Here is a 25,061-nt window from a genome sequence, read left to right on the forward strand (position 1 = left end):
CGCCTCTCGCATGCATCAGGACTGCGGGAAGCCGGCGTGACGCATCCGGGTGCCCCAGATGCCGGACTTGCCCGGGGCGATGACGCCATTCGGGTCGAGTGTGTCCTTGATCGTCTCGTTGAAGCGTCGGAGGGCGTGGTCGTTGAAGCCGAACTGGTCTGCCGCGAGATCCATGAAGGACAGGTGGGCGCGGTACTCGCCGTAGCCGCGCTTGCCTGCCTCAGCGACCATGCGCTTGGCCACGCTGTAGGCCTTGTCGACCTGCGCCGGATTCTTCGTGTCGAAGGGGATGACGTTGATGAAGGTCGTCGCCCGCGCGTTGATCGGCAGCATCCCGCCGAGGTAGTCCAGGCCCGCTTCGGCGCACATCGAGGAGAGCAGGTCCTGCGCCGCCTTCGCGTGCTGAGAGGTCAGCGGAATGACCGGCGAGAAGTCGACGTGACCGCCTTCCTCGCCGCCCGACCAGCCGGCCATCTTGTACAGATCGAGGCTCGGCACGCCAATCTGCACGCGCTCGTGCGGGTTCGGGAGCGTCTCCCAGGCGTCTGCCGCGTGCTTCTCGCCCCACAGCTCGACACCGGGGATCTGCAGGAACCGCGCCTTCAGCTTCGCGAAATTATGATCGACGATCGCTTCGTCGCCGTACAGCGCGAATCGCATCATCCAGCGTCCGATGCCGAGTTCCTTGCCGATGGTCTCGATGATTGCGTCGGGCACGGGGCCCTCTCCGTCGTACCAGTCGGAGCGAGCGGTGAGCATGGACGCGATGCACAGTGTGTTCGACAGCTGAGGGCGCATGTCGATCGTTCCGGCAAGCATCAGCTCGCGCAGCGCGTCGACCACGGCCGGCATCTGCGCGTCGTCCCACAGCCGCAGCCAGAGCGGCATGTAGACCTCGGGCTTCGGCATGAGCCAGTAGCCCATCTTTGTGACGATGCCGAAGTTGGACTGCATGAACATCTCGGTGGACGTCGGGCCCAGACCGCGCTTGTACAGCGGCCAGGTGGGGTTGTCGTCCATGGCGCCGGAGCCGGTGCGCATCAGGTCACCATCGGGCAGCACCACCTCGAACCCGCAGTGCGCGGCCTGGTCGATGGAGTACGGCATGTAGGTGAGGCCGTGTTCGAGCGTGTTGGAGACGACGCCGCCCCAGCCGATGTCGACGATCGAGGCGACCAGGTCATGACCTCCGGCCTCGATCGCGTCGTGCAGATCGAACCAGCTTACGCCCGGTTCGACGATGGCGTAGCCGAGCTCCTCGTTGATCTCGAGGACCTTGTTCATGTTGCGGAATGACAGCATGACCGAGCCCCGCACCTGCGGTGCGGCGCCGCCGTAGCCGTTGTTCTTACCACGGCTGATAGGCCACAGCGGGATGCGGAACTGGTTGGCGATGCGGACGACCGCCTGCACGTCCTCGACGCTGGTGGGGCTGACGACTGCCGACGGCAGGTTGGTGGCGTCGCCGGGCACCTGGAACGGGTCCTGGAAGTCCTGCAGAGATTCGGCGTCGGTGGCGACCTTGTCAGCGCCGATCGCCTCGGCGAACGCCGCAAGCGCGTCGTCGAGCTCAGCTTCCTGGACGCCGGGCGGGAGCGGCCGGGTGGCCGCAGTGGTGTCGCTCATGGTCATCATCTCCTTCGATGTGGTCTGGATGCGGGATGTGTGCTCAGCCTTCGCCGCAGCTGGTGGTTTCGGGCTCGACCGTGCAGTCACGGCACAGAACTGTGCACGAACTGCACCACCGCGCGACGACACTGCCGAATGCCTGGCCAGGAGTGGTTGCATGACGGCTCAGAGACACGACGAGGTGAGCGGAGTACACGTCATGGCTGAAGGTCGCCTGGAGGGCAAAGTCGTCCTGCTGACGGGAATCGGCGGCGGGATGGGGCGCGTGACCGCGCGCTTGTTCGCCGCCGAGGGCGCTGTCGTGGTGGGCTGCGACCTCGACGCCGCGAGCGCGGCGGAGACGGCTCGCATGGTCGAGGCGGAGGGCAACGCGATCGACTGGACCGCGCCGGTCGATCTGGGCAGCCGCCCGGCGATCGAGCACTGGATCGGCGACGCGGTGCAGCGGCATGGGCGGATCGACGTCCTCTACAACAATGCGAGCCTGCCCCGCTTCGCGCCGTTCGGGCAGATGAGCGACGAGGACTACCGGTTCACTCTCCGCAATGAGCTCGACCTCGTCTGGCTCGCGTCACAGGTCGCGTGGGCCCACCTCGCGGCGACCGGCGGAGCGATCGTCAATATCGGCTCGGGCGCCGGGATCCAGGGCGTGCGTTCCCTGCCGCAGGCGGCGCACGCAGCGGCGAAGGGTGCCGTGATCGCCCTGACGCGACAGCTCGCTGCCGAGGGCGTGGCTGTCGGAGTGCGGATCAATTGCGTGAGTCCCGGAGTCATGGCGACACCCCCGGTCCTCGCGATGCTCGAGGAGCTCGGCGACCGCGCACCGGTCACGCCGGTGATCGAGCGCACGATCGACGGCCGACCGGGCGACCCGCTGGCCGTGGCGTACGCCGGTCTCTATCTGGCCTCCGACGAGGCGAAATGGGTGACCGGCGTGAACCTGAACGTCGACGGTGGCGCCAGCTCGATGATGTAGTCGCCGCACCTCTTGTTCGATACGGTGCGTAGCGCATATTTAGAATGCGAAGTAACCCAAAGGAGGGTTCGTCCATGAAGACCGAAACCAGTGCGAGTGCGGTACTCGGATCGCCCCTGCGAATCAACTCGCTGGAGATCAAAAACCGCATCGTCCTCGGCCCGATGGCGGTCCTGCGACCGACCGACGACGGACGACCGAGCAACCAGTCCATCGCGTTCCTCCGACGACGCGCCGAGGGGGGCGTCGGCCTGGTGTTCGTCGGTGGAGCGGTGGCGAGCGAGCGCGCATGGAACGAGTCGCCCTTCTTCCCGAACATCCGATTCGACAAGGACGAATTCGTTCCCGACCTCGCTCGCATGGTCGTCGCGGTGCAGGAAGAGGGTGCGGCGATCTTCGCACAGCTCTTCCCGAGCTTCGGCCGAATGGGCGTGCCGCGAAACGGAGCCCATCCCATCGCGGCGAGCGCGAAGCCCGTGGTGATGGGGGCGACGGGCTTTCCCGACCACGTGTACGTGCCAGGCGGCCGCGTCACCCCGCCGCCGGACGCAGCGACAGCGGCAGATATCAAGGCGGTCGAAGCCGACGTGGTCTCCGCCGCGCGCCGCGCGAAGGCAGCCGGCTTCGACGGCGTCGAGATCGGCGCGCACATGTGCTACTTCTACTCGTCGTTCCTCTCGCCCCTCGCCAACCAGCGCACCGATGAGTACGGCGGAAGCGCTGAGAACCGCGCACGCGCCCTCCGCGATGCTGTCGCGGCCGTACGCGCCGAGGTCGGCCCCGACTACCCGGTCGGCATCCGCATGAGCGTCAACGACCACCTCCCCAGCGGGCAGGGCGCCGACGGGTTCGCCGAGGTCGCCCGACACATCGTCACGGCAGGTGTGGATTTCATCTCGCTCACCGAGGGCAATTACGAATCGATGGGCCAGAACGTGCCGTCGCAGTCCGGCAACATGCTGGCGCACGGCGAGCCGCAGGCGTTCCGGGCCGCGGTGGGCGGCATCCCGCTCTTCCTGTCCAGCACGCCCGATCCTCAGCAGGCGGCGGACGCGATCACCGCCGGCCACGCCGACGCCACAATGCTGGCCCGGCAACTACTGGCAGATCCCGATTACGCGAAGAAGGTCATCGGAGGGCGCGAGGCCGAGATCGTCTGGTGCGATCACGCGAACTCCTGCCTGCGACGCCTGATGACGAATATCCCGGTGGCGTGCCACAAGAACCCCGAGATGGGCCACGAAGACCCCGAGGCGAAACGGGCCACTCCGCTCCAGAACATGTTCGTCTGGGCCGCGGGCAACGCATTCTTGATGGCGATCGCCGACAAGGCGGCCAAGGCGGCCCCGAAGCCGAAGCATTAGGAGGTCCCGTCATGGCGGATGCAGGCTACAAGCTCGTCATCCTCGTGAAGTCTGGCGGCGATCTCTCTCCCGCTGCGTTCACCGACGCGTGGGCGCAGCTCGAACGCGAATACCCTGCCTCGTCGGCGGGGATGCTGCGCTACGCGTTCGACGCACCTCTTGCAGGAGCCTCGCCCATCGCGAACGCACCTACCGCTCCGTTCGATGCTGCCGTGGAGACCTGGTGGGACAAGAAGAACAGCGCGGCCGACTGGGTCGTCTCGCCGATGTTCGACGCCTGGCTTCAGCGCAGGCGCGAGCTCCTGGCTGCACGCCCGACCGGAATCGGCGGCATCCCGCAAGTCATCTGGCAGAGCGACCAGCCGATCCCCGCGAGCGCGGTCAAGGTCCTGATCCTGCCGGTGGCGGCGCGCCGCTTGCGATTCCAGGAGTTCGCCGAACACTGGACCGGCGAGCATTCGCGGCTGGCCCTCGGGGGCCCGCACACGAAAGAGCGGCTACTGCGTCTCGAAGACACTCCGGCCCCGGCATCCGCGACCTCTCGCCTCGCGCGCGGGCTCTACGACGGGGTGGGCGCGATCACTTTCGCCTCGCTCGACGCCCTCAGCGCCGAGTTCGGAAGCGATTACTACCGCTCGACACTTGCACCCGATGAGCTGCGGTTCACGAACCCGGCGGCATCAGCCGCGCTGCTCACCCGCGAGATCTCGCTGGCCTGATCCGCGCCCTTCTGAGCAGGGCTCGCTGGCCGTGGTTCGGTCTTCTCAGAACCGGTCCCGCACGTGGCGCTCGCGGCCGTACAGTGCGACGACGGCCAGGATGATGATGCCGTAGACGATCCTGCCCTGCGCCTCGGAGAGCCCACGGCTCACGATGAGCGTCGACAGCACGGTGAGGATGAGTGCGCCCAGTGCGGTGCGGGTGAATCCGCCGTGCACGGAGCCGAACGTAGTGCCGCCGACCAGGACGGCTGCCAGCCCTGCGAACAGATATGGGTCGCCGACCGCCTGGGACCATCCCGCTCCGAAGGCAGCGATGAATACACCAGCGAGGCCGGCCAGCGCGCCGGATGCCGCGAACACCGACGTCCACACCACGGAGGTCTTGACGCGCGCGAAGTTCGCCGCGACGGGGTTCACACCCGTGGCGTAGAGTCTGCGGCCCGAGGCGGTCTTGGCCAGGAAGAGCCACAGCGCTGCGCCGAGCACCGCGACGATCGCGATGACCGGCGGGAACGGCAGACCGAACGTCGTGCCGTTGAGCTGGGCGAGCGCGCGCAGCTCGGCGGGTGGCTGCCCGTTGTAGTCGCCGCTGGCGAGGAACATCGACCCGCCGGTGAGCATCGCCCCCACGCCGAGCGTCATCACGAGCGGCTGGATGCGGAAGCGATGGCAGAGCCAGCCGACGCTCGCCCCGACCGCTCCGCACACGAGCATGACCACAAGGAAGGCGAAGGGGACCGGCCAGCCGAGGCGACTGGTCGCGTTGGAGGCGATCATAGCGCCGAACGTGATGTATCCGGCGACGGCGAGGTCAAGGCCGCCGATGATCACGACGAGGGTCTGACCCATCGAGGCGAGCGCCAGCAGCGCGGCGATCGTGATCACGGCGATCGCCGCCTGGGGTCGCACGAGGAAAGCGGGGATGGTCGCGACGAGGAGGGCCGAGAGCGCGACCAGCACCACGACCTGGACGAACGGCGTGCGCAGCGCCCAGGCGCGGAACTTCGGCCAGCCGGAAGGGCCGGGCTGGGGCAGCGTGAGTGTACGGGTGACACCCGTGGTCGGCTCGGTCATGCACGGCTCCTTACACGGCGAGAACTCAGCAGCGTCGCTCCGACGAGCACGCCGACAACGAGGGCGAGGCCATAGGCGAACTGGATCAGGCTGGGCTGCACGCCGGCCGCGGTGAGCAGCTGCTGCAGCAGGAAGATGACGAGGGCGCCGAAGAACGTGCCGAGCAAGCCACCCTTTCCGCCGCCGAGCGCGGTGCCGCCCAGCACCGCGGCGGCGAGGCCGAGGAGCGCATAGGTTGTCGCGAGCGATGATTGCGAAGACTGCAGGAGGGCCGAGAGCGCGATGCCTGCGACGCCGGCGAAGAGCCCGCCCAGCGCGTAGGCGAGGATCCGCACAGCGGTGACGTTCACGCCGGAGCCGTACGCCGACACGTCGCTCTCCCCCGTTGCGAGCAGGTTCGCGACGAATGCCGTGCGCTTGAGGAAGAACCACGCGATCGCGACGACGCCGATCGTGACGATCGCTCCGGGGAACCAGCCGAAGGCCTGTGCGAGGGGGTCGGTCCAGTTAGGCGTCGCCGATACCGGTGACTTCGAGATCGTGATCGACAGTCCGATGAGCACGAAGAGCACACCGGTCGATGCGACGACGGGATGCAGCCGGACGACGCCCACGAGCACTCCGGTCACCGCGCCGATGCCCGCCGCGGTGAGAAGGAGGATCGGGATGGCCGCGTACCAGTCGCCCAATCCAGAGGGGAGGAGGACTGCGATGAACAGGCAGTTGATGAACGTGGCGAGCGGACCCACCGACACGTCGATCCCGCCGGAGAGGATCGACGGCGTCGAGGCGAAGCCGACCAGAACGAAGGGCGCCAGTGTGGCGAGAGTCGCAGGCAGTCGCGCCGGCGACAGGAAGTTCGGGCTCACCAGCAGGTTCGCGATAAGCAGCACAAGCGCCAGCACGAATGCGAACGCCCAGGAGTGACGCCGCAGGAGATCAAGGAACCGGTTCATGCCGCACTCTCCGCTCGCTGGCCGAAGTAGGCGGCGACGACGGCCTCAGTGCTCAGCCGCTCCCGCGGGATCTCGGCGAAGACCTCTTGGTCGCGGAAGACGAGGACCCTGTCGACGAGTTCGACGAGTTCTTCCACCTCGCTGGAGAGCATGACGACACTCATGCCGTTCGCGCAGAGCCGATCCAACGTCGCGTAGATCTCGCGCTTGGTCATGATGTCGACGCCGCGCGTCGGGTCATTGAGCAGCAGCACCTTCGGGTCGGTGGCCAGCCAGCGCGCCAGGAGCACCTTCTGCTGGCTGCCCCCCGACAAGCTCGAGATCGGATTGTCCTGGCTGCCGATGCGGATGCCCAGCGACGAGACGTACTCGCCGAACCGTTCGCGCATGCGCTTCGCGTTGATGAAGAAGCCGCGCCGATCCTGGCGGAGCGTCGGCAACGCGAAGTTCTCGCGGATCGACATCGACTCGAACAGCGACTCGCCCCGGCGCTCCCGTGGCAGATAGGCCACCCCGAGCTTGGCCCCGTTGCCCTGACGCACATCGATGTCGGGGCCGAGGACGCGCGTGACCATCCCGGCGCCCCCGGTGATCCCCGACAGGCGCTTGAGGAACGCATCCTGCCCCTGTCCCTCGAGACCGGCGAGTCCGACGAGCTCGCCGGAACGCAGCTCGAAATCGATCGGCGCCGCATCGGCACGCAGTCGCACCTTCCCCGCGCGCAGCGTTGTATCGCCGAGAGCATGATCTCGCTGCGAGCGCTCGAAGTGGCCGGAGGTGCCGGTCATGTCTGCAATGAGCTGCGCGATCGAAAGGTCGGCACGGTCGACGCTGGATATCGTGCGGCCGGAGCGCAGCACGGTCACCCGATCGGATATCTCCTGCACCTCGTCCATGCGGTGGGAGATGAAGAGGATGCCGACACCCGCAGCTGTGAGGCGGCGCATCTCGGCGAACAGTCGATCGCGCGTCCGGACATCGAGGGCGGCGGTCGACTCGTCGAGGATCAGAGTGCGCGGCTCGCGCACGAGAGCACGGACGATGCAGACGGCTTGCCGATCCGAGAGCGACAGCTGCCCGGCGGCGGAATCCAGGTCGATGCCGTCGACGAGCCGCCCGAGGGTCTCAGCGGCGATCTGGCGCTGCTTCGACCTGCTGAGGTTTCGAGCGAAGAGCCCGTCCGAGCCCAGCCAGATGTTGTCCAGCACCGACTGGCTGGCCGCAGTGAGCACCTCTTGGAAGACCACGGCGATGCCGAGCGTGTTCATGTGGCGGGGACCACGCGGCTCGACCACCGCGGTGTCGAGGGTGAACTCCCCGTCGTCGGGTCGGTGCACACCGCCGATGATCTTGACGAGCGTCGACTTGCCCGAGCCGTTCTCGCCCAGAAGCGTGTGCACCTCGCCCGGCTGGATGTGCAGATACGCGTCGACGAGCGCTCGGGTCGCCCCGAAGCGCTTGCTGACGTTGGCCAGCCGGAGGCCCTCCCCGGGTTCGGACATGCCGTCGCTCCTCATTGAGTCGTGCGCAGATCTGCGTTGGTTATTCCAAACTAGACGTATCGTATCGAATGTGTCTAGTCTGTAGTCGCGCAACTTCGCGCGAGCTCAAAGAGGAGTAGCAATCATGGTGAAGTCCACTCGCTTCCGCCGGATCAGGGTCGCAGCAACGGCCTTGGCGGCCGTCGGAGCTCTCAGCCTCGCGGGCTGCTCGGCGACGTCGAGCACGCCCGACAACACCCCCGACGCGGGCCAGACCCCCGCAGCCGACGGGTGCGGGTCGGTGCCCCAGATCGGTGCAATCGATCCGGGAGACCTCTTGTCGGGATTCAGCAGTGACGTCCAAACCGGGTACAACGCCTACCCCTATGAGATCCAGGAGTCGGCGTGGTCCGACTGGAAGCCCGACAAGACCGAGGGCTTCACTGCGGCGATCGTCGGGCAGGCACCTGCCGCTCCGTTCATCGCCGCCTACCAGGGTGCGCTCGCTGACTCCCTCGAGGCGTACGGGGTCGACGTCGTGCTCAATGTCGCGCCCAACGACCCAACCGACGTGCCCGGGCAGCTGCAGCAGTTCGGCCAGGCACTCTCGCTCAAGCCCGACATCATCTTCTTCAACGCCGCCGCACCTGAGGCAGCTCTCGATCTCGTCTCACAGGCCCACGATGCCGGCATCCCGGTGATTTCGATGGTGTCGCAGATCGACAGCCCGTACGCGATCAGTGTCACGTACAACGCCAATCTCCAGGCCATGGTCGGCGCGGCCTACACGCTCCAGAACATCGGCGGCGAGGGCAGCATCCTCGAGGTCACCGGCATCCCGGGGATTTCGAACGAGATCGCCTGGGAGGACGGCACCGAGAAGGCTCTCGCCCTGTGCCCGGATGTGACCGTCGCCGGACAGGCGCAGGGCATGTTCCAGCCGCCGGTCGCGCAGCAGGCCGTCGTCCAGTACCTGGCCACCAACCCCGCCGGAGTCGATGCCGTCCTCCAGGCCGGGACGATGGGCTGGGCGATCCGCGATGCGTTCGAGCAGTCCGGCATCCCCGTACCGCCCATCGCCGACATCGGCGCCTCGCAGGGATTCGCGGCTTGGGCTGCGGCTGACCCCGCCTACCCCTACGTCGGTACGTCGACACCTGCGGTTCCCATGGCGCAGTCCGCGGCGCAGATCGGCGTCAAGGTGCTTTCCGGCGCCGGCCCGAAGCTGAACCACATCGTGTGGGAGCCGTACCTCGTCACCGCGGACGACTTGTCGTCGATCGTCGATCCCTCGTGGGTTCCCGAAGACGGCACCGACCTCGCGCCGGACGGCGTCTACTTCACCGACGAGCAGATCGCCGAGTTCTTCAACAGCCCCGAACTCGGCCCGCAGTCGCCCGAGTAAGCGGCACAGGGTCAGGTGCGGGCTCGCCAAGCGGCTCCGCACCTGACCCCGCGCCCACCAAAGCCACATCGCACTCACCTGATCGCACTGAAGGAAAGGCCCCCAATGAAGCTCGGACGCATCGCAGTCAACGGCCCAGACGGCGAAGAGCTGCGAGTCATCGCTGCAGAACCCGAGAACGGGCGCGTGATCGACCTCAAGCGCGCGTATGCGCTCGCACTGCAGAAAGGCGGGGCCACCGTCGAGGGCTCACGACACCTCGCACACGCGACGTTCCGCGATCTCACGATGGGAATCTCCACCGGGGACTTCTTCCTCGACGCCGCTCATCGGGCGCTGAATGCCGCAGACGACGCATCGATCCCCCTCGAGCAAGCGCAATTCCGCGCGGCGATCAAGCCTCCGGTCCTCCGTGACAGCCTGACCTTCAACGGCCACATCAAGAACTTCTTCGGCAACGTGATGAAGACCCTGCCCAGCCGGGCCGTGTACGAGCGCCCGGGATTCTTCAAAGGATCGACCGCGACGCTGTACGGCACGAACGAGACCATCCCCTACCCGAGCATCACCGAGAAGCTCGACTACGAGCTCGAGATCGGGTACATCATCGGCAAGCCCGGCCGCAACGTCACCCCCGACAACGCATTCGACCACGTCTTCGGCATCACGATCTTCAACGACTGGAGCCTGCGTGATGTGCAGGTGCAGGAGAGCCCCATCGGCATGGGTGCCCAGCACTCCAAGGACTTCGCCTACGGTATCGGGCCCTGGATCGTGACTCTGGACGAAATCCCCACGGTGATCGGTCTCGAAGGCCAGGTACGGGTGAACGGCGAGGTGTGGTCGAACACTCGCGTCGAGGACTTCATCTGGACGCCGGAGGAAACCGTCTCCTACGTGTCACAGTTCGACGGACTGCAGCCGGGCGACCTCATCGGCTCTGGAACGATGGCGTTCGGCGCTGGAGCCGAGTTGCAGAGGTTCCTCCAGCCCGGCGACGTCCTCGAACTCGAGCTCGAACGGGTCGGCGTCCTGCGCTCCCCGATCGCCGCAGAGAAGGAGACGCCGACCTGGTGGCCGGAACCTCAGCCCTTCCCGTTCGAGGAGGCGTAGCACGTGACCCACGGGCCCCAGATCCGCCGTGTCGTCACCGGTCATGATGACCGCGGGCACGCCGTCATCCTCATCGACGACACCGCACCAAACACCTTCTCCTCACCGACAATCCCCGGGTTCGGTGCGGCCGTGCCCTGGCTCAGTGGACATCCGATCGACCATGTCACCGACGACGATCCGGTTGGTGAGGGATCCCCGGTGCCGACCTTCCCCCGCGCCGGCGAGACGGTGTTCCGCATCGCGGAATTCCCCCCCGACTCCGCGTACCCCGAGGGCGCGAAGGATGCGATCTTCGACGAGATCGATGGCCGAGCCGAGGCTGCGGACGGCGCCAAGCACTCCGACGGCAAGCACTTCTGGTTCCACCGCACGGACTCCCTCGACTACGCCATCGTCCTGGAAGGCGAGATCACGCTTCTCGTTGACGACGGAGAGGCGACGCTCAGGGCGGGCGACGTCGCTATCCAGCGGGCGACCAGCCACGCCTGGTCGAACCGCACCGACCGCGTGGCCCGTGTCGCGTTCGTCCTCATCGGCACGGAGCCGATGTCGGCCGATGAGATCGCGCAGCAGCGCCGCAACCTCGCCCTGCGGACGTCGCGATGATCGTCGACCCGGATGCCGTCGAAGGCGAGGTCATCTGGAACCTCGCTTCAGACCTCGAACCGGCCACCAACATCGCGCGGTTCTCGGACTTCGTCCGCCGTCATGGAGTGCACCCCGAGGATGGATACGACGGCTTGTGGCAGTGGTCCGTCGATGAGCCGGAGAAGTTCTGGTCGCTGTGGGCGGAGTACTGCGGGGTGAGGCTCGGAGGCACTCCTGGAGCGGTTCGCACTGCCTCCCCCATGCCGCACACGCAGTGGTTCCCCGGACGCACGCTGAACTATGCACGGCACCTTCTGGAGGGCCACGACGGGGTCGCCCTCATCACCCTCGCCGAGGACGGTGCCCGGGGCGAGTTCTCCTTCGCCGAACTTCGCGCCCAGGTGGGTGCCTTCGCGGCCTATCTCCGATCGGTCGGCGTCGAGGACGGCGATCGCGTGGCGGCCATCCTCCCGAACATCAGCGAAGCGGTCGTCGCCTTGCTCGCCACGGCATCCGTAGGTGCGATCTGGTCCGTGTGCGCACCCGAATTCGGGTCGGGCGCGATCATCTCCCGGTTCGGCCAGCTCGAGCCGAAGGTCGTCATCGCCGCTCCCGGCTATCGCCTCGGAGGCAAGGATCGAGACCGCGGTGCCGAGCTTGCGCAGGTCTTCGCCGCTCTTCCCACGGTCCAGACCGTGGTGTGGGTGACAGCGCACACGGACGCGAAGCCGATTCCTCTGGATGTACCGTCGGTGGACTGGTCGTGGGCAACCGCCACTCCCAGTCGCCTGGAGTTCACGGATGTCGAGTTCAGCCACCCCCTCTGGGTGCTGTTCTCCTCGGGAACGACGGGGATGCCGAAGGGCATCGTGCACGGACACGGAGGTGCTCTGCTGGAACAGCTCAAGCTGTGCAGCATCCATGACGACATCCGCGCCGGCGATCGCGTCGTGACGGTCGCCTCGACCAGCTGGGTCGTCTGGAACGGCCTGGTCGCCGCTCTCGGTGTCGGAGCGACCGCGGTGCTGATCGACGGCAACCCCACGTTCCCGTCGCTCGACCGCGTCTGGCGGATTGCCGCCGAGGAGCGCGTCGCCGTCCTGGGCGTGGGCGCGGGCTTCGTTCACGCATGCGCGAAGGCCGAGCTCGAACCCGGTCGGGCTCATGATCTCAGCGCCCTGCGGACCATCACCGTCACCGGCTCGCCGCTGTCCGCAGACGGGTTCCGATGGGTCTACCGCGGAGTCGGCGATGTCTGGCTCACCTCGCAGAGCGGGGGGACCGACATCGCATCCATCTTCGTGGGTGGAGTGCCGACTCTGCCCGTGCGCGTCGGCTACATCCAGTGCCCGGCACTGGGTGTCCGGGTCGAGTCATGGAATGACGATGGCGATCCAACGCTGGGCCGCGGAGAACTCGTCGTCACCGACGCCATTCCCTCGATGCCGCTCTTCTTCTGGGGCGACGACCACGGGGAACGATACCGGTCGAGCTACTTCGAGACGTTCCCGGGGGTATGGCGCCATGGCGACTTCATCGAGTTCGGCCGTCGCGGCATCCTCATCCACGGGCGCTCGGATTCGACGCTCAATCGCAACGGGATCCGGCTCGGTTCCGCCGACATCTACACCGCGGTCGAGGCACTCCCCCAGGTCGCGGAGGCCATGGTGGTCGGCGCCGAACTGGGGACGGACTACTACATGCCGCTCTTCGTCACGCTCGCCCCTGGAGCCGATGCCGACGATGCGCGCGCGGCAATCGAGTCCGCGATCCGGACGAGCCTGTCGGCCCGCTACCTGCCCGACGACATCGTCGTGATGGCCGGCATCCCCCATACGAGAACCGGCAAGAAGCTCGAGGTGCCCGTCAAGCGCATGCTCCAGGGGGCAGCGCTGGAGACGGTCGCGGATCTCGGCGCCGTCGATGATCCCGCGCTGCTGCAGACCTACGCGCAGTTCGCGAGAGACCGCTTCAGTGCAATGCGCGGCTATGCGGATGCCGCCGGATGAGACACACGCAAAGTGTACGTTTCGTATCGATTCACAAGATCTAGAGTCAACTCATGGCAATACGCAGTGAACAGAGCCGACAGGCGATCCTCCAGTCGACGATGAAGCTGCTCGACGAGCGCGAGCCCGGCTCGATGTCGGTCCAGCAGCTGTCGATCGAGCGCATCGCACGCGAAGCGGGTGTGAGCAAGACCACGATCTACCGTTGGTGGCCTGACAAGGCGGCGGTCATCATCGACACGTTCCTCGAGAACCACATCCTCATGACATCCATGCGCGAGGATCTGCCGCCCATCGAGGCTCTGCGCGAGCATGTCGTCGCTCTGGCGGCCGTGTACGCAGGGCACGAGGGACGCCTCATGGCTCAACTGCTCGCGGAGAGCCAGTACGACGCCGCAACGCTCGAGGAGTTCAAGGCGCAGTTCTGGCGGCCCCGCCGTGAGGTCGTCAATCGCGTGATCGAACGCGCGATTGAGGAGGGATCGATCCGTGGCGACCGCACGCCGGATGAGATCGCCGAGCGCATCTACGCCCCGATCTACTTCAAGCTCCTTTTCCAGGAAGGCTCTTTCGACCCCGAGACAATGCGAGCCGGCTTCGACCTCGCGCTGGAAGGCATCGTCGCGAAGTAGTGCCGACCCGCCGACTTGCGGGACCAGTGATCCCCGTGGAACCCACAGTGGTTACGGTGGGGCAGATTCCCACCGCAAGTGCGGCGACTGAACTCGCAACGATCAGGACTTTTCTTCGAGCTCCGAGACCCGACCACGCTCCGTGAGCAAGAAGTGAGTAAACAATGCTTTCTCAATTCTTTCTCACCAGAACGACCCAAGTGCACTAAGAAAACACCTGGTGAGAAGCCGAAAATGCCGCGCTGCTTAGCACGGCATGGTGACGTCCCGCTGAGTGGATGCTCCTATTGCTGTCAAGCGGCCAGTGGTGGGCCGATCTGTTCCAGGACGGCGGTCGCTCGGGCTTCGAGTTCAGGGTCGGCGCGGGTGCCGATCTCGAGTCGTCGGAGCCGCTGGTAGGGGACGTCGAGAGTGGCGGCGAGAACGCTGATCGGGATGCCGACCGCCTGTCGGCGTGCTCGGAGTTCGCGTCCGATGGGATTGTCGGTGGCGGGGTTGAGCAGGGCGGCGTAGATCTCGTTCGCGACGTGGCGTTTGAGGCAGCGCATGATGTCGCGGTCGGTGAGTTGCTCCGAACGACGCCTCTCGAAGTAGGCCATCGTGCGAGGCTCGCGGTGCCGCATGCGTAAGAGCACGATCCTGTGCAACGCGGCGTTCGCGTGGCGGTTACCGCCGCGGGAGAGCCGGTGCCGGGTGCGTTGCCCGGAGGAGGCGGGGATCGGGGCGACGCCGGCGAGAGCGGCGAAGCTGGCGCGGGTGCCGAGCCGCTCGGGGTTGTCGCCCGCGGCGACGAGGAGCGTCGCCGCGGTGACGGGACCGACGCCGCTCAGCGACAGCAGCGTCGGATTGACCTGTCGGACGAGCACCTCCAGCTGTTGTTCGATGAGGTCGATCTCGGCTTGCATGGTGAGGTGCCGGACCGCGAACCGTCGCAGTGTCTGCCGGGCGACGACCTCAGGATCGGGGGACATGATTGTCCCGGGACGGGTTTTGGCGAGCGTGTTCACCAGACGCTGCCCACTGAGCGCCCGGAACGCCTGTCGCACGAGCTCGGGGGCTGTGATCAGTAGCGCATGGATCTGGTTCATCACTTGCGCCCTGGCCTTGGCCGCTGAGCGGCGCTCTGCGAGGAGGATCCGCATCGACTCGACCGCGCCATCACCGGACTTCGGGATCGCGGTGTCCGTCCCCGCGAGGACAGCGACCGCTGCCTGGTGGGCGTCGAGCGGGTCGGACTTGCCGCGACGACGGCGGGCTTGCCGGTCCTGCCTTGCGACTTCGACGACGGTTAGCCCCGCCGCGGTCAGCGCGCGTGCGAGACCAGCCCCATACGACCCTGTTCCCTCCACCCCGACGCGGACGACATCGCCGTGGGCGTGGAGGAACGTGACGATCTGCGCGTATCCGCGACCGTCGGCGCGGAACTCTCGGTCCGCGACGGGTCTGCCGACGAGATCGAGGATCGCGACGTGATGCGTGTTCTTGTGCGTGTCGACCCCGGCAACCAGCTCGGCGTCTGGTGGTAGCAGGTTGGTGAGCGGCGGGTCGAGTGTCATGCTCGTCATTGACGGGATTCCCTTCCAACGGTGATGAACGTCACCGCGGGTCGGGTGAGTGCAGACAGCACAAAGGTGAGACGACTTCCCGGTCAGGCTCCTATCAAGTCATGTGCCCGCCCGGCCCGCAGCGACCCCGGCGTCGACGGACAGATCCACAAAAAGACAGCCGCGAACGGCGTCCGTGTAATTTCGGGTCACGCCGGCGCCGGAGCCGAATCCATCATCTCTGTGGAGTTTCTCAACACCGTGCGGGTCAGTTGTTCTGATTATGCCGCAGTGAGTTCGGGGATGCTCACCTCCTCGGGTTCGGCGAGCAGGAGTGCCATGGAGTGCTCGCTGAAGTAGCGGCGGTCGGCGCCGTCCCATTCGTCGTGCTGCTCGATAAGGACGTGGCCGGCCAGGCGGAGCAGGGCCGCGGGATTTGGGAACGTGCCGACGACGTCGGTGCGGCGTTTGATCTCCTTGTTGACGCGTTCGAGCGGGTTCGTGGACCAGATCTGACGCCAATGCTGGAACGGGAAGTGGCAGAACGCGAGGAGGTCGTCCTCGGCGTCTTCGAGCATGCTGGCGACCTTCGGGTGCGAGCGGGTGAGCATGCGAACGACCTCGTGGAACTGGGTGAACACGTGCTCGGTGTCGGGTTGCGCGAAGATCGTGCGGATGATCGACGCGACCATCGGGCCCGCCGTTTTCGGGACGGCGGTGAGCACGTTCCGCATGAAATGGACCCGGCACCGCTGCCAGGCCGTGCCCTGGAACACGGTCTGGATCGCGGCGACGAGCCCGGTGTGCGCGTCGGAGATCACGAGGCGCACCCCGCCGAGGCCGCGGGCCTTGAGTGAGCGCAGGAACGTCGTCCAGAACGGCTGCGACTCGGTCTCCCCGACCTCGAACCCGAGCACCTCCCGGCGCCCGTCCGCGGCGACCCCGACCGCGACGACGACCGCTTGGGAGACGACCCGCCGGCCGACCCTTGCTTTGCAGTAGGTGGCGTCGAGGAACACATACGGGTAGGTGGTGTCCGCGAGCGGGCGGTCACGGAACGCGGCGACGTCCTCGTCGAGGTTGCTGCAGATCCGCGACACCTCGCTCTTGCTGATCCCCGTGCCCGCACCGAGCGCTTTCACGAGGTCATCGACCTTCCGGGTCGAGACGCCGTGAACATAGGCCTCCATCACGACCGCGAACAGGGCCTGATCGACCCGCCGGCGCCGTTCCAACAACGATGGGAAGAACGACCCCGCCCGCAGTTTCGGGATCCGCAGCTCGAGATCCCCGGCCGTGGTCGACACCGTCTTCGAGCGGGTGCCATTGCGCTGCGTCACCCGCTCAGGGGTGCGTTCAAACGGGGCGGCGCCGATGAACGCGGCAGCTTCCGCGTCGATCAGTTCCTGATAGAGCGTCTCGGTCGCGACCCGAATCCGGTCGGTGACGTCGGTGAGTTTCAGTTCCCCGAGGAGCTCGAGGAGGGCAGACTGGTCAAGAGCCATCGTGCGTTGTGTCTTTCTGTGAGTAGCTTTAGTCGGTTCTCACTGACCATCGCACGATGGCTCACCACGTCAACGACGTGACACTCAGCACCGAGATCTACACAGAGATGATGGATTCGGCTCCGGCGCCGGCGTGACCCGAAATTACACGGACGCCGTTCGCGGCTGTCTTTTTGTGGATCTGTCCGTCGACGCCGGGGTCGCTGCGGGCCGGGCGGGCACATGACTTGATAGGAGCCTGACCGGGAAGTCGTCTCACCTTTGTGCTGTCTGCACTCACCCGACCCGCGGTGACGTTCATCACCGTTGGAAGGGAATCCCGTCAATGACGAGCATGACACTCGACCCGCCGCTCACCAACCTGCTACCACCAGACGCCGAGCTGGTTGCCGGGGTCGACACGCACAAGAACACGCATCACGTCGCGATCCTCGATCTCGTCGGCAGACCCGTCGCGGACCGAGAGTTCCGCGCCGACGGTCGCGGATACGCGCAGATCGTCACGTTCCTCCACGCCCACGGCGATGTCGTCCGCGTCGGGGTGGAGGGAACAGGGTCGTATGGGGCTGGTCTCGCACGCGCGCTGACCGCGGCGGGGCTAACCGTCGTCGAAGTCGCAAGGCAGGACCGGCAAGCCCGCCGTCGTCGCGGCAAGTCCGACCCGCTCGACGCCCACCAGGCAGCGGTCGCTGTCCTCGCGGGGACGGACACCGCGATCCCGAAGTCCGGTGATGGCGCGGTCGAGTCGATGCGGATCCTCCTCGCAGAGCGCCGCTCAGCGGCCAAGGCCAGGGCGCAAGTGATGAACCAGATCCATGCGCTACTGATCACAGCCCCCGAGCTCGTGCGACAGGCGTTCCGGGCGCTCAGTGGGCAGCGTCTGGTGAACACGCTCGCCAAAACCCGTCCCGGGACAATCATGTCCCCCGATCCTGAGGTCGTCGCCCGGCAGACACTGCGACGGTTCGCGGTCCGGCACCTCACCATGCAAGCCGAGATCGACCTCATCGAACAACAGCTGGAGGTGCTCGTCCGACAGGTCAATCCGACGCTGCTGTCGCTGAGCGGCGTCGGTCCCGTCACCGCGGCGACGCTCCTCGTCGCCGCGGGCGACAACCCCGAGCGGCTCGGCACCCGCGCCAGCTTCGCCGCTCTCGCCGGCGTCGCCCCGATCCCCGCCTCCTCCGGGCAACGCACCCGGCACCGGCTCTCCCGCGGCGGTAACCGCCACGCGAACGCCGCGTTGCACAGGATCGTGCTCTTACGCATGCGGCACCGCGAGCCTCGCACGATGGCCTACTTCGAGAGGCGTCGTTCGGAGCAACTCACCGACCGCGACATCATGCGCTGCCTCAAACGCCACGTCGCGAACGAGATCTACGCCGCCCTGCTCAACCCCGCCACCGACAATCCCATCGGACGCGAACTCCGAGCACGCCGACAGGCGGTCGGCATCCCGATCAGCGTTCTCGCCGCCACTCTCGACGTCCCCTACCAGCGGCTCCGACGACTCGAGATCGGCACCCGCGCCGACCCTGAACTCGAAGCCCGAGCGACCGCCGTCCTGGAACAGATCGGCCCACCACTGGCCGCTTGACAGCAATAGGAGCATCCACTACCGGGGACTTGACCGCCGATCGAATGCACGTCACCTACCGTGGGCGAGATTCCCACCGTAAGTGAGGGTTGCCAGTCGTAGGAAAGTCCTGGTGACAGGCGGGAATACGCGAAGCCTCGGCGGCGATCTCGGGCCTCTGCGAGCGGGAATGGGTAAAGAATTCATACCCATTCTTTACCCAAACGCCAATCAGCGCCCCTCGAAAGGAGCGCTGATATGGTGTTTTTCTGGCGGTGACGGTGGGATTTGAACCCACGGTAGGGGGTTACCCTACACAACTTTTCGAGAGTTGCACCTTCGGCCGCTCGGACACGTCACCGTCGTCCAGTTTACGACACGCCGACCGATGCCGCGAACCATCGCCGTCGGCCGCGACACGCGCACGATCCCGAGGAGATGGCGGATGCCGAGGAGCGCACCCGGCATCCCGTCCTCGTCATCGTGCTTTCTCCTCGGAATCCGACGGCCCGCGCGTCCGACCCTGCGCGTAGCGTGGGTGGATGACCGACCGGATGACGCCGCCGCAGCGCCTCGTGCTGACGGTCGCGATCCTGGGCTCTTTCGTCGCCTTCCTCGACTCCACGATCGTCAATGTCGCCCTCCCCGCCATCGCGCGGGACCTCGGCGGCGGCCTGTCGACGCAGCAGTGGACCGTCGACGCCTACCTCGTCACGCTCGGCGCACTCATCCTCGTCGCGGGAGCCGTCAGCGACGCCTTCGGCCGCATCCTCGTGCTGCGCATCGGTCTCATCGGGTTCGGCATCGCCTCGCTCGCCGTCGCGCTCGCCCCCGACCCGCTGCTCCTCGTCATCGCCCGCGCCATGCAGGGCGCGGCCGGCGCCTTCCTCGTGCCGAGCTCGCTCGCCCTCATCACCGCGACGATGCGCGACCCGGTGCGCTCCCGCGCGATCGGCATCTGGACCGCGGCCACGACCGGCGCCATGATCGTGGGGCCGCTCGTGGGCGGGCTCATCGTCGATTACCTGTCGTGGCGCTGGGCGTTCGTCATCAACGTCGTTCCCATCGCGCTCGCGCTGTGGCTGCTGCCCCGCCTCGCGCATCGTGACGAGCGTGCGCCCGGCGCCCGCATCGACATCCTCGGCGCCCTCATGTGCACGCTCGGCCTGGGCGCCGCCGTCTTCGCGCTCATCGAGCAGCCGAGCGCCGGCTGGACAGCGCCGTGGATCTGGATGCCGGGACTCGCCGGCATCCTGCTCCTCGCAGGCTTCGTGTGGCGACAGCGCCGCGTCGCGCACCCGATCCTGCCACTCGACCTCTTCCGCAGCCGCAACTTCTCGGCCGGCAACCTCGCGACCCTCTTCGTCTACGCGGCCCTGTCGCTGAACGGCTTCGTCCTCGCGGTCTATCTGCAGCAGGGCGCCGGGCTCAGCGCGACCCTCGCGGGCCTCGCGAGCCTGCCGACGACGCTCCTCATGATCGCACTCAGCTCGCGCAGCGGCGCCCTCGCCGGCCGGTTCGGGCCGCGCCTGTTCATGGCGGTCGGTCCCATCGTCATGGCCGTCGGCGCCCTCCTGCTCCTGCTCGTCGGGGACGACTTCGACTACTGGTGGCAGGTGCTGCCCGCGATGATCGTCTTCGGCCTGGGCCTCGCGGTCACCGTGTCGCCGCTCACAGCCGCGATCCTCGGTGCCGCCGACCCGGCGCGCTCAGGCATCGCCTCGGCCGTCAACAACGCCGTCGCCCGCGTCGCCGGGCTGCTGCCGATCGCGGCGCTCGCGGCGATCACCGGCGGTGCGCTCGACCTCGCCGGTTTCCATCGCGCGGCGATCGTGACCGCCGTGCTCCTCGCGATCGGCGGCGTGGTGTCGCTCGTCGGCATCCGCAATCCGCGCGAGCACCAGATCTCCCCGCCGCGGTAGCCCCGGCATCCGGTCACTGCCAGACTGAACCCATGAGCGTTATCGAGAACTCGAAACTCACTGTCGTCGGTGCCGGAGCGGTCGGGTCGTCCGTCGCGTACGCCGCCCTCATCCGGGAATCCGCCCGCCACGTCGCCCTCTACGACATCGCCGCCGAAAAGACCGAGGCCGAGGTGCTCGACCTCGCCCACGGCGCCCAGTTCACCGGATCGAGCGACATCACCGGCGGGGCCGACATCTCGGTCACCGCGGGGTCGCACGTCGTCGTCATCACCGCCGGCGCGAAGCAGAAGCCGGGGCAGACCCGCATCGAGCTCGCGGGCGTCAACGCGAACATCCTGAAGTCGATGATGCCGCAGCTGCTCGAAGCCTCACCCGACGCGGTCTTCGTCATCGTCACCAACCCGTGCGACGTGCTCACGGTGCTCGCGCAGGAGGCGACCGATCTGCCGTACGAGCGCATCTTCGCATCCGGAACGGTGCTCGACACCTCGCGCCTGCGCTGGAAGATCGCGCAGCGCGCGGGCGTGTCGATCTCGAGCGTGCACGCCTACATCGTGGGTGAGCACGGCGACACCGAGTTCCCGCTGTGGTCGCACGCGACGATCGGCACGGTCCCGATCCTCGACTGGCAGCCGCTGGACGGCCAGCCGAAGTTCACCGTCGCAGAGCTCGACCAGATCGCGGTGGATGTGCGGGATGCCGCATACAAGGTCATCCAGGGCAAGGGCGCGACGAACTACGCGATCGGCCTGTCGAGCGCGCGCATCGTCGAGGCGATCCTCGATGACGAGCACGCCGTCATGCCGGTCTCCACCGTCCTCGACGGCTTCCACGGCGTGAGCGGCGTCGCCCTGTCGGTGCCGTCGGTGGTGTCGGCCGCCGGGGCGGAGCCGATCCGCGCGACCTCGTTCGACGAGAAGGAGCTGGGGCTGTTCCGCCACTCCGCCGACGCGTTGCGCGAGGTCGCCGACTCGTTGCGCTGACCGGGCGCTGCGACCGCCCCGTGGGGCCGGGTGTCGGATGCCGCGGTTAGCCTGAAGGCATGGCATCCAAGCGCGCGGCGACCACGAGTGCGTATCGCTGTACCGAGTGCGGCTGGACGAGCGCCAAGTGGGTGGGTCGCTGCGGCGAGTGCCAGCAGTGGGGCACCGTCGTCGAGGCGACGGCCGCCGCGCCCGCGCACGCCGTCACACCGCTTGCCCCTGCCCGCTCGGCCCGCCCGATCACGGCGATCGACACCCGTGAGACGCCGCGCCGCACCACCGGCGTCGGCGAGTTCGACCGGGTGCTGGGCGGCGGCATCGTGCCGGGGGCCGCGATCCTGCTGTCGGGGGAGCCGGGCGTCGGCAAGTCGACCCTGCTGCTGGAGGTCGCGGCGCAGAGCGCCCGCGCCGGCCGGCGCGTCCTGTACGTCAGCGCCGAGGAGTCACTCGGACAGGTGCGGCTGCGAGCCGAGCGCACCGGCGCCCTGCACGACGAGCTCTATCTCGCCAGCGAGACCGACCTCGCCACGATCCTCGGCCACGTCGACGAGACCCGCCCCGAACTGCTCATCGTCGACTCGGTGCAGACCGTCGCCTCGAGCCTCGTCGACGGGGCTCCCGGCCACCCCAGCCAGGTGCGCGAGGTCGCCTCGACCCTCATCCGCGTCGCCAAGGAGCGGAACCTCCCCGTCATCATCGTCGGCCATGTCACGAAAGACGGCCAGGTGGCCGGTCCCCGCGTGCTGGAGCATCTCGTCGACGTCGTGTGCCACTTCGAGGGCGACCGGCAGACGGCGCTGCGGTTCGTCCGTGCGCTGAAGAACCGCTTCGGCGCGACCGATGAGGTGGGATGCTTCGAGCAGACCAGCCGCGGCATCGTCGAGGTGCCCGACCCCAGCGCGCTGTTCCTCGGTCACGGCTCCCGCGAACCGGGCACGTGCGTGACGATCGCGCTGGAAGGGCGGCGAGCCCTCCCGGTGGAGGTCCAGGCGCTCACCCTCCAGCCCGCGAGCCCCAACCCTCGGCGCATCGTCAGCGGCGTCGACGCCGCCCGCGTCGCGATGGTGCTCGCGGTGCTCGAGAAGCGCGCGAAGATCCGGGTGTCCGATCAGGACGTCTACGTCTCCACGGTGGGCGGGGTGCGCCTGGTAGAGCCCGCGGCCGACCTCGCCATCGCCCTCGCGGTCGCGAGCGCCGTCTCGAACCGCGCGAATCCTGCCGGTCTCGTCGCGATCGGCGAACTCAGCCTCGCGGGCGAGGTGCGCGCGGTGACGCAGCACGATCAGCGCAAGGCCGAGGCGGCGCGACTGGGATACCGGAACGTCATCGACACGGCATCCCGCACCCTGAGCGGTGCGCTCCGCGACCTGCCGCGCCGGCATGCGGCCGACCCCGGGGACGAGCCAGGGTTCTGAGCCCCCGCCGCCCGAGGCCCCGCGTCGCCGACTCCGGTGGCGCCCAAATCGAGGTGGCGCAAACGACCACCTCGCGCCCCCCGAACCCACCGTTCGCGCCACCCATTCCCACATCGTGGCGGCGGAGTAGCCGCCACGGGCGCGGCCGTCAGGCGTCGAGGTCGAGCGCCGCGATGAGGTCGGCGGGCGTGGCCTGCATCGGGTGAGGCCCCGCGATGTCGAAGAAGACCGTGGTGATCTCCGCCTCGTGGGCGCTGAGGAACGCACGCAGCCACGCGGGCGACTGCAGCGCGACGGCGGGCGGGAGTGCCGCCGGCTTGTGCACCGCGTCGCTGAACAGCAGCAGCGCCACGTCGCCGGTCTTCGGGTCGCGGTAGGTCCACACCTCGCCACTGTCGCGGGGGTCGTCGCGCTGCCCGGGACGCAGCAGCGGAACGACGGTGGGTCCATGCCGCAACGCGAACGCCAGCGCGGCCATGTCCTGCGTCTGCAGCGCATCGGCCAGCTGGGTGTTGCGGAACTCCAGGGGCTCCGACGACCTCGAGCGCTTCTTACCGGCCATCGCTCCAGCTTAGAACCGCACTCGGATCACCGCCGCGAGCACGGCTCCCACCGACCGCCCCAAAAGGGGGGCCCTCTCGATCCCCACATTGGGGACTGGGAGGATCGAGAGGGCCAAAGCTCACCGAGCGGAATGTCCGAAAACCGTGCCACTGGGGTTGGCGCCGGTGACCGCCGCTGGGGACGACGGGGGACTCGCATTCAGGAGCTGACTACAAGGTTACGCACGATCTTGTCGATCTGTGTCCCCTTCTCGGCGGACAAATCGTGAGAATCCTCTCAGAAGCGGGTATATTTCCGCTTCCACCTTCGGCGACCAGCCGCACGCACCCGGCGAGCGCGCCGCGGCTGACGTCCGAATGGACACTCAGCGCAACTGGAACACCTTCGTGTCGGCCGCTTCGATGCCCCCGATCGACACCGAGAGGTGGAAGTATCCCGCGGGCGCCTGCGGCCGCGCGCTCGCGCACGTGTCCACCGACGAGCGCGTCCGATCCCACGTCAGCGGCGTCACGCTCGACACCGTCTGTCCGGGGGCGAGCTGCACGACCTGGTCGCTCGACTCGCTCTGGCAGTCCGTGGAACTCCACCACGTGTCGCTGCCGCTCGTGATGACGAACGACTGCTTCGCGGTGCCGACGTTGATCAGGCACGGCACGGCAGCCTCGTTGGACAGCGTGATCGACAGCTGCGGCAGCTCGCCCGAGCCGTAGGCGTCCTTGTCGGTGACGGCCTGCACCGAGATGTCCGCCGTCGAGCACGCGGCGATAACCGGCTCGGTCTCCTCGGACGGATCCGGCGCGGGTGAGGTCTCGACGGGCGTGGTCGACTGCGGGGTGGCCGCGGCATCCGTCGTCGCCGGCGCTGCCGAGGTCGCCAACGTGGCGCCGGGGGTGCCGGATGCCGCGGGCACCGCCGTCCCGTTCCAGGGCTGCCAGACCGCCAGCACGACGGCCGCGACGACAGCCAGCATGATCAGCAGCGCCACCAGCCGCCGGCGCCGGTACACGGCGGGCGAGGAGCGGCGCTTCGGGGTGCTCACCCCTCCAGGCTAGGCCGCGGCGCCGCCGGCACTCCCGTGGCACGCGGACCGGGGCGCTACAGGTGCTTGAGCATGCGTGTATTGCCGAGGGTGTTGGGCTTCACGTGCGCGAGGTCGAGGAACTCCGCGACGCCCTCGTCGGGGCTGCGCAGCAGCTGCGAGTACACGTCGGGTTCGACGATCTGCTCGCCGATGGGGGAGAACCCGCGCCGGGCGAAGAAGTCGACCTCGAAGGTCAGGCAGAACAGGCGCGTGAGGCCGAGCTCGCGCGCCCGGGCCTCGAGGCTCGCGACGATCGCGCCCCCCACGCCGTGGTGCAGCCAGCCGTCGGCGACGATGAGGGTGCGGATCTCGCCGAGGTCCTCCCACATGACGTGGAGGGCACCGCATCCGATCAGCTCGCCGTCGCTCTCGGCGACCACGAACTCCTGCACCGCTTCGAAGAGCGTCACGACCTCTTTGCCCAGCAGCACGCGCCGCTGCACCCACGGGTCGAGCAGGGCGAGGATGCCGCGCACGTCCGAGGTCCGCGCAGCGCGCACGTTGTAGGTCACCGAC

21 protein-coding genes and 1 tRNA gene are annotated in these 25,061 nt (G+C 67.7%); 12 read left to right on the forward strand and 10 right to left on the reverse strand.

Annotated elements, in window-relative coordinates; all coding sequences use genetic code 11:
* Positions 1 to 15: 15 nt before the first annotated feature.
* The gene (locus JOD60_RS00605; protein WP_076692286.1) at positions 16 to 1,626 is read right to left on the reverse strand and encodes an FAD-binding oxidoreductase; all 1,611 of its coding nucleotides are present in this window, start codon (positions 1,624 to 1,626) and stop codon (positions 16 to 18) included.
* Between the two features lie 160 nt (positions 1,627 to 1,786).
* Here JOD60_RS00605 and JOD60_RS00610 point away from each other — a divergent pair, with 160 nt between their 5' ends.
* From JOD60_RS00610 to JOD60_RS00620, 3 genes are all read left to right on the forward strand, one after another.
* Positions 1,787 to 2,605 carry an SDR family NAD(P)-dependent oxidoreductase gene (locus JOD60_RS00610; protein WP_204981583.1) on the forward strand — a complete coding sequence of 273 codons (819 nt, stop codon included), beginning with the start codon at positions 1,787 to 1,789 and terminating at the stop codon, positions 2,603 to 2,605.
* A gap of 74 nt (positions 2,606 to 2,679) precedes the next feature.
* Positions 2,680 to 3,969, forward strand: a complete 1,290-nt coding sequence (locus JOD60_RS00615; protein WP_076691773.1) for an oxidoreductase — start codon at positions 2,680 to 2,682, stop codon at positions 3,967 to 3,969.
* 11 nt (positions 3,970 to 3,980) lie between these two features.
* A complete protein-coding gene (locus JOD60_RS00620; protein WP_076691774.1) occupies positions 3,981 to 4,688 on the forward strand; it encodes an EthD domain-containing protein in 708 nt (235 codons plus the stop codon).
* Positions 4,689 to 4,733: 45 nt separating this feature from the next.
* Here JOD60_RS00620 and JOD60_RS00625 read toward each other — a convergent pair whose 3' ends face one another.
* The 3 genes from JOD60_RS00625 to JOD60_RS00635 are packed head-to-tail and all read right to left on the reverse strand — an operon-like array spanning position 4,734 to position 8,223.
* Complete coding sequence (locus JOD60_RS00625; protein ID WP_076691775.1) at positions 4,734 to 5,765, reverse strand: ABC transporter permease; 1,032 nt, start codon at positions 5,763 to 5,765, stop codon at positions 4,734 to 4,736.
* Entirely contained in the window at positions 5,762 to 6,721 is a 960-nt protein-coding gene (locus JOD60_RS00630) for an ABC transporter permease (RefSeq protein ID WP_076691776.1), read from the reverse strand. Before JOD60_RS00630 ends, JOD60_RS00625 begins: the two co-directional genes overlap by 4 nt.
* Positions 6,718 to 8,223, reverse strand: a complete 1,506-nt coding sequence (locus JOD60_RS00635; protein WP_076691777.1) for a sugar ABC transporter ATP-binding protein — start codon at positions 8,221 to 8,223, stop codon at positions 6,718 to 6,720. Before JOD60_RS00635 ends, JOD60_RS00630 begins: the two co-directional genes overlap by 4 nt.
* 124 nt (positions 8,224 to 8,347) lie before the next feature.
* Between JOD60_RS00635 and JOD60_RS00640 the strand changes: the two genes are divergently transcribed.
* From JOD60_RS00640 to JOD60_RS00660, 5 genes are all read left to right on the forward strand, one after another.
* Positions 8,348 to 9,607, forward strand: a complete 1,260-nt coding sequence (locus JOD60_RS00640) for a substrate-binding domain-containing protein (RefSeq protein ID WP_076691778.1) — start codon at positions 8,348 to 8,350, stop codon at positions 9,605 to 9,607.
* 105 nt (positions 9,608 to 9,712) lie between these two features.
* Complete coding sequence (locus JOD60_RS00645; protein ID WP_076691779.1) at positions 9,713 to 10,720, forward strand: fumarylacetoacetate hydrolase family protein; 1,008 nt, start codon at positions 9,713 to 9,715, stop codon at positions 10,718 to 10,720.
* Positions 10,721 to 10,723: 3 nt separating this feature from the next.
* Positions 10,724 to 11,329: a cupin domain-containing protein gene (locus JOD60_RS17085; RefSeq protein ID WP_076691780.1), complete on the forward strand. Its 606-nt coding sequence runs from the start codon at positions 10,724 to 10,726 to the stop codon at positions 11,327 to 11,329.
* Positions 11,326 to 13,320 carry an acetoacetate--CoA ligase gene (locus JOD60_RS00655; protein WP_076691781.1) on the forward strand — a complete coding sequence of 665 codons (1,995 nt, stop codon included), beginning with the start codon at positions 11,326 to 11,328 and terminating at the stop codon, positions 13,318 to 13,320. The genes JOD60_RS17085 and JOD60_RS00655 overlap by 4 nt, the downstream gene beginning before the upstream one ends.
* Positions 13,321 to 13,373: 53 nt before the next feature.
* Entirely contained in the window at positions 13,374 to 13,952 is a 579-nt protein-coding gene (locus tag JOD60_RS00660; RefSeq protein ID WP_076691782.1) for a TetR/AcrR family transcriptional regulator, read from the forward strand.
* A gap of 293 nt (positions 13,953 to 14,245) precedes the next feature.
* Here the strand turns inward: JOD60_RS00660 and JOD60_RS00665 are convergent, their stop codons facing one another.
* Both JOD60_RS00665 and JOD60_RS00670 read right to left on the reverse strand, forming a co-directional pair.
* Positions 14,246 to 15,517: an IS110 family RNA-guided transposase gene (locus JOD60_RS00665; protein WP_076691783.1), complete on the reverse strand. Its 1,272-nt coding sequence runs from the start codon at positions 15,515 to 15,517 to the stop codon at positions 14,246 to 14,248.
* 260 nt (positions 15,518 to 15,777) lie between these two features.
* Complete coding sequence (locus JOD60_RS00670; RefSeq protein WP_076691784.1) at positions 15,778 to 17,001, reverse strand: IS256 family transposase; 1,224 nt, start codon at positions 16,999 to 17,001, stop codon at positions 15,778 to 15,780.
* A gap of 325 nt (positions 17,002 to 17,326) precedes the next feature.
* Between JOD60_RS00670 and JOD60_RS00675 the strand changes: the two genes are divergently transcribed.
* On the forward strand, positions 17,327 to 18,598 hold the full coding sequence (locus tag JOD60_RS00675) for an IS110 family RNA-guided transposase (RefSeq protein WP_076691783.1): 1,272 nt from the start codon (positions 17,327 to 17,329) through the stop codon (positions 18,596 to 18,598).
* A 249-nt stretch (positions 18,599 to 18,847) separates the two neighbouring features.
* Here JOD60_RS00675 and JOD60_RS00680 read toward each other — a convergent pair.
* A tRNA-Ser gene (locus JOD60_RS00680) sits at positions 18,848 to 18,938 on the reverse strand.
* 181 nt (positions 18,939 to 19,119) lie between these two features.
* Between JOD60_RS00680 and JOD60_RS00685 the strand changes: the two genes are divergently transcribed.
* From JOD60_RS00685 to radA, 3 genes are read left to right on the forward strand one after another with little or no spacing between them, the layout of a single operon-like run.
* The gene (locus tag JOD60_RS00685; RefSeq protein ID WP_076691785.1) at positions 19,120 to 20,499 is read left to right on the forward strand and encodes an MFS transporter; all 1,380 of its coding nucleotides are present in this window, start codon (positions 19,120 to 19,122) and stop codon (positions 20,497 to 20,499) included.
* A gap of 32 nt (positions 20,500 to 20,531) precedes the next feature.
* Positions 20,532 to 21,485 carry an L-lactate dehydrogenase gene (locus JOD60_RS00690; protein ID WP_076691786.1) on the forward strand — a complete coding sequence of 318 codons (954 nt, stop codon included), beginning with the start codon at positions 20,532 to 20,534 and terminating at the stop codon, positions 21,483 to 21,485.
* Between the two features lie 59 nt (positions 21,486 to 21,544).
* Positions 21,545 to 22,900, forward strand: a complete 1,356-nt coding sequence (gene radA / locus JOD60_RS00695) for a DNA repair protein RadA (protein ID WP_076691787.1) — start codon at positions 21,545 to 21,547, stop codon at positions 22,898 to 22,900.
* 148 nt (positions 22,901 to 23,048) lie between these two features.
* Here radA and JOD60_RS00700 read toward each other — a convergent pair whose 3' ends face one another.
* The 3 genes from JOD60_RS00700 to JOD60_RS00710 all read right to left on the reverse strand — a co-directional run bounded on the left by JOD60_RS00700 (position 23,049) and on the right by JOD60_RS00710 (position 25,057).
* Positions 23,049 to 23,462 (reverse strand): dehydrogenase, encoded by a 414-nt coding sequence (locus tag JOD60_RS00700; protein ID WP_076691788.1) that lies wholly within the window; start codon positions 23,460 to 23,462, stop codon positions 23,049 to 23,051.
* A 366-nt stretch (positions 23,463 to 23,828) separates the two neighbouring features.
* A complete protein-coding gene (locus JOD60_RS00705) occupies positions 23,829 to 24,503 on the reverse strand; it encodes a hypothetical protein (RefSeq protein WP_232321657.1) in 675 nt (224 codons plus the stop codon).
* 56 nt (positions 24,504 to 24,559) lie between these two features.
* Positions 24,560 to 25,057 carry an amino-acid N-acetyltransferase gene (locus tag JOD60_RS00710; RefSeq protein WP_076691789.1) on the reverse strand — a complete coding sequence of 166 codons (498 nt, stop codon included), beginning with the start codon at positions 25,055 to 25,057 and terminating at the stop codon, positions 24,560 to 24,562.
* Positions 25,058 to 25,061: the final 4 nt, after the last annotated feature.

Source organism: Microbacterium aurum (assembly GCF_016907815.1).
GTDB lineage: Bacteria > Actinomycetota > Actinomycetes > Actinomycetales > Microbacteriaceae > Microbacterium > Microbacterium aurum.

Coding starts and splice junctions, on each gene's coding strand:
- JOD60_RS00620 (WP_076691774.1), top strand. CDS start 3,981: ATGGCGGATGCAGGCTACAAGCTCGTCATCCTCGTGAAGTCTGGCGGC.
- JOD60_RS00630 (WP_076691776.1), bottom strand. CDS start 6,721: ATGAACCGGTTCCTTGATCTCCTGCGGCGTCACTCCTGGGCGTTCGCA.
- JOD60_RS00660 (WP_076691782.1), top strand. CDS start 13,374: ATGGCAATACGCAGTGAACAGAGCCGACAGGCGATCCTCCAGTCGACG.
- JOD60_RS00645 (WP_076691779.1), top strand. CDS start 9,713: ATGAAGCTCGGACGCATCGCAGTCAACGGCCCAGACGGCGAAGAGCTG.
- JOD60_RS00635 (WP_076691777.1), bottom strand. CDS start 8,223: ATGTCCGAACCCGGGGAGGGCCTCCGGCTGGCCAACGTCAGCAAGCGC.
- JOD60_RS00665 (WP_076691783.1), bottom strand. CDS start 15,517: ATGACGAGCATGACACTCGACCCGCCGCTCACCAACCTGCTACCACCA.
- JOD60_RS00675 (WP_076691783.1), top strand. CDS start 17,327: ATGACGAGCATGACACTCGACCCGCCGCTCACCAACCTGCTACCACCA.
- JOD60_RS00640 (WP_076691778.1), top strand. CDS start 8,348: ATGGTGAAGTCCACTCGCTTCCGCCGGATCAGGGTCGCAGCAACGGCC.
- JOD60_RS00670 (WP_076691784.1), bottom strand. CDS start 17,001: ATGGCTCTTGACCAGTCTGCCCTCCTCGAGCTCCTCGGGGAACTGAAA.
- JOD60_RS00690 (WP_076691786.1), top strand. CDS start 20,532: ATGAGCGTTATCGAGAACTCGAAACTCACTGTCGTCGGTGCCGGAGCG.
- radA (WP_076691787.1), top strand. CDS start 21,545: ATGGCATCCAAGCGCGCGGCGACCACGAGTGCGTATCGCTGTACCGAG.
- JOD60_RS00655 (WP_076691781.1), top strand. CDS start 11,326: ATGATCGTCGACCCGGATGCCGTCGAAGGCGAGGTCATCTGGAACCTC.
- JOD60_RS00615 (WP_076691773.1), top strand. CDS start 2,680: ATGAAGACCGAAACCAGTGCGAGTGCGGTACTCGGATCGCCCCTGCGA.
- JOD60_RS00610 (WP_204981583.1), top strand. CDS start 1,787: ATGACGGCTCAGAGACACGACGAGGTGAGCGGAGTACACGTCATGGCT.
- JOD60_RS00605 (WP_076692286.1), bottom strand. CDS start 1,626: ATGAGCGACACCACTGCGGCCACCCGGCCGCTCCCGCCCGGCGTCCAG.
- JOD60_RS00685 (WP_076691785.1), top strand. CDS start 19,120: ATGACCGACCGGATGACGCCGCCGCAGCGCCTCGTGCTGACGGTCGCG.
- JOD60_RS00625 (WP_076691775.1), bottom strand. CDS start 5,765: ATGACCGAGCCGACCACGGGTGTCACCCGTACACTCACGCTGCCCCAG.
- JOD60_RS00700 (WP_076691788.1), bottom strand. CDS start 23,462: ATGGCCGGTAAGAAGCGCTCGAGGTCGTCGGAGCCCCTGGAGTTCCGC.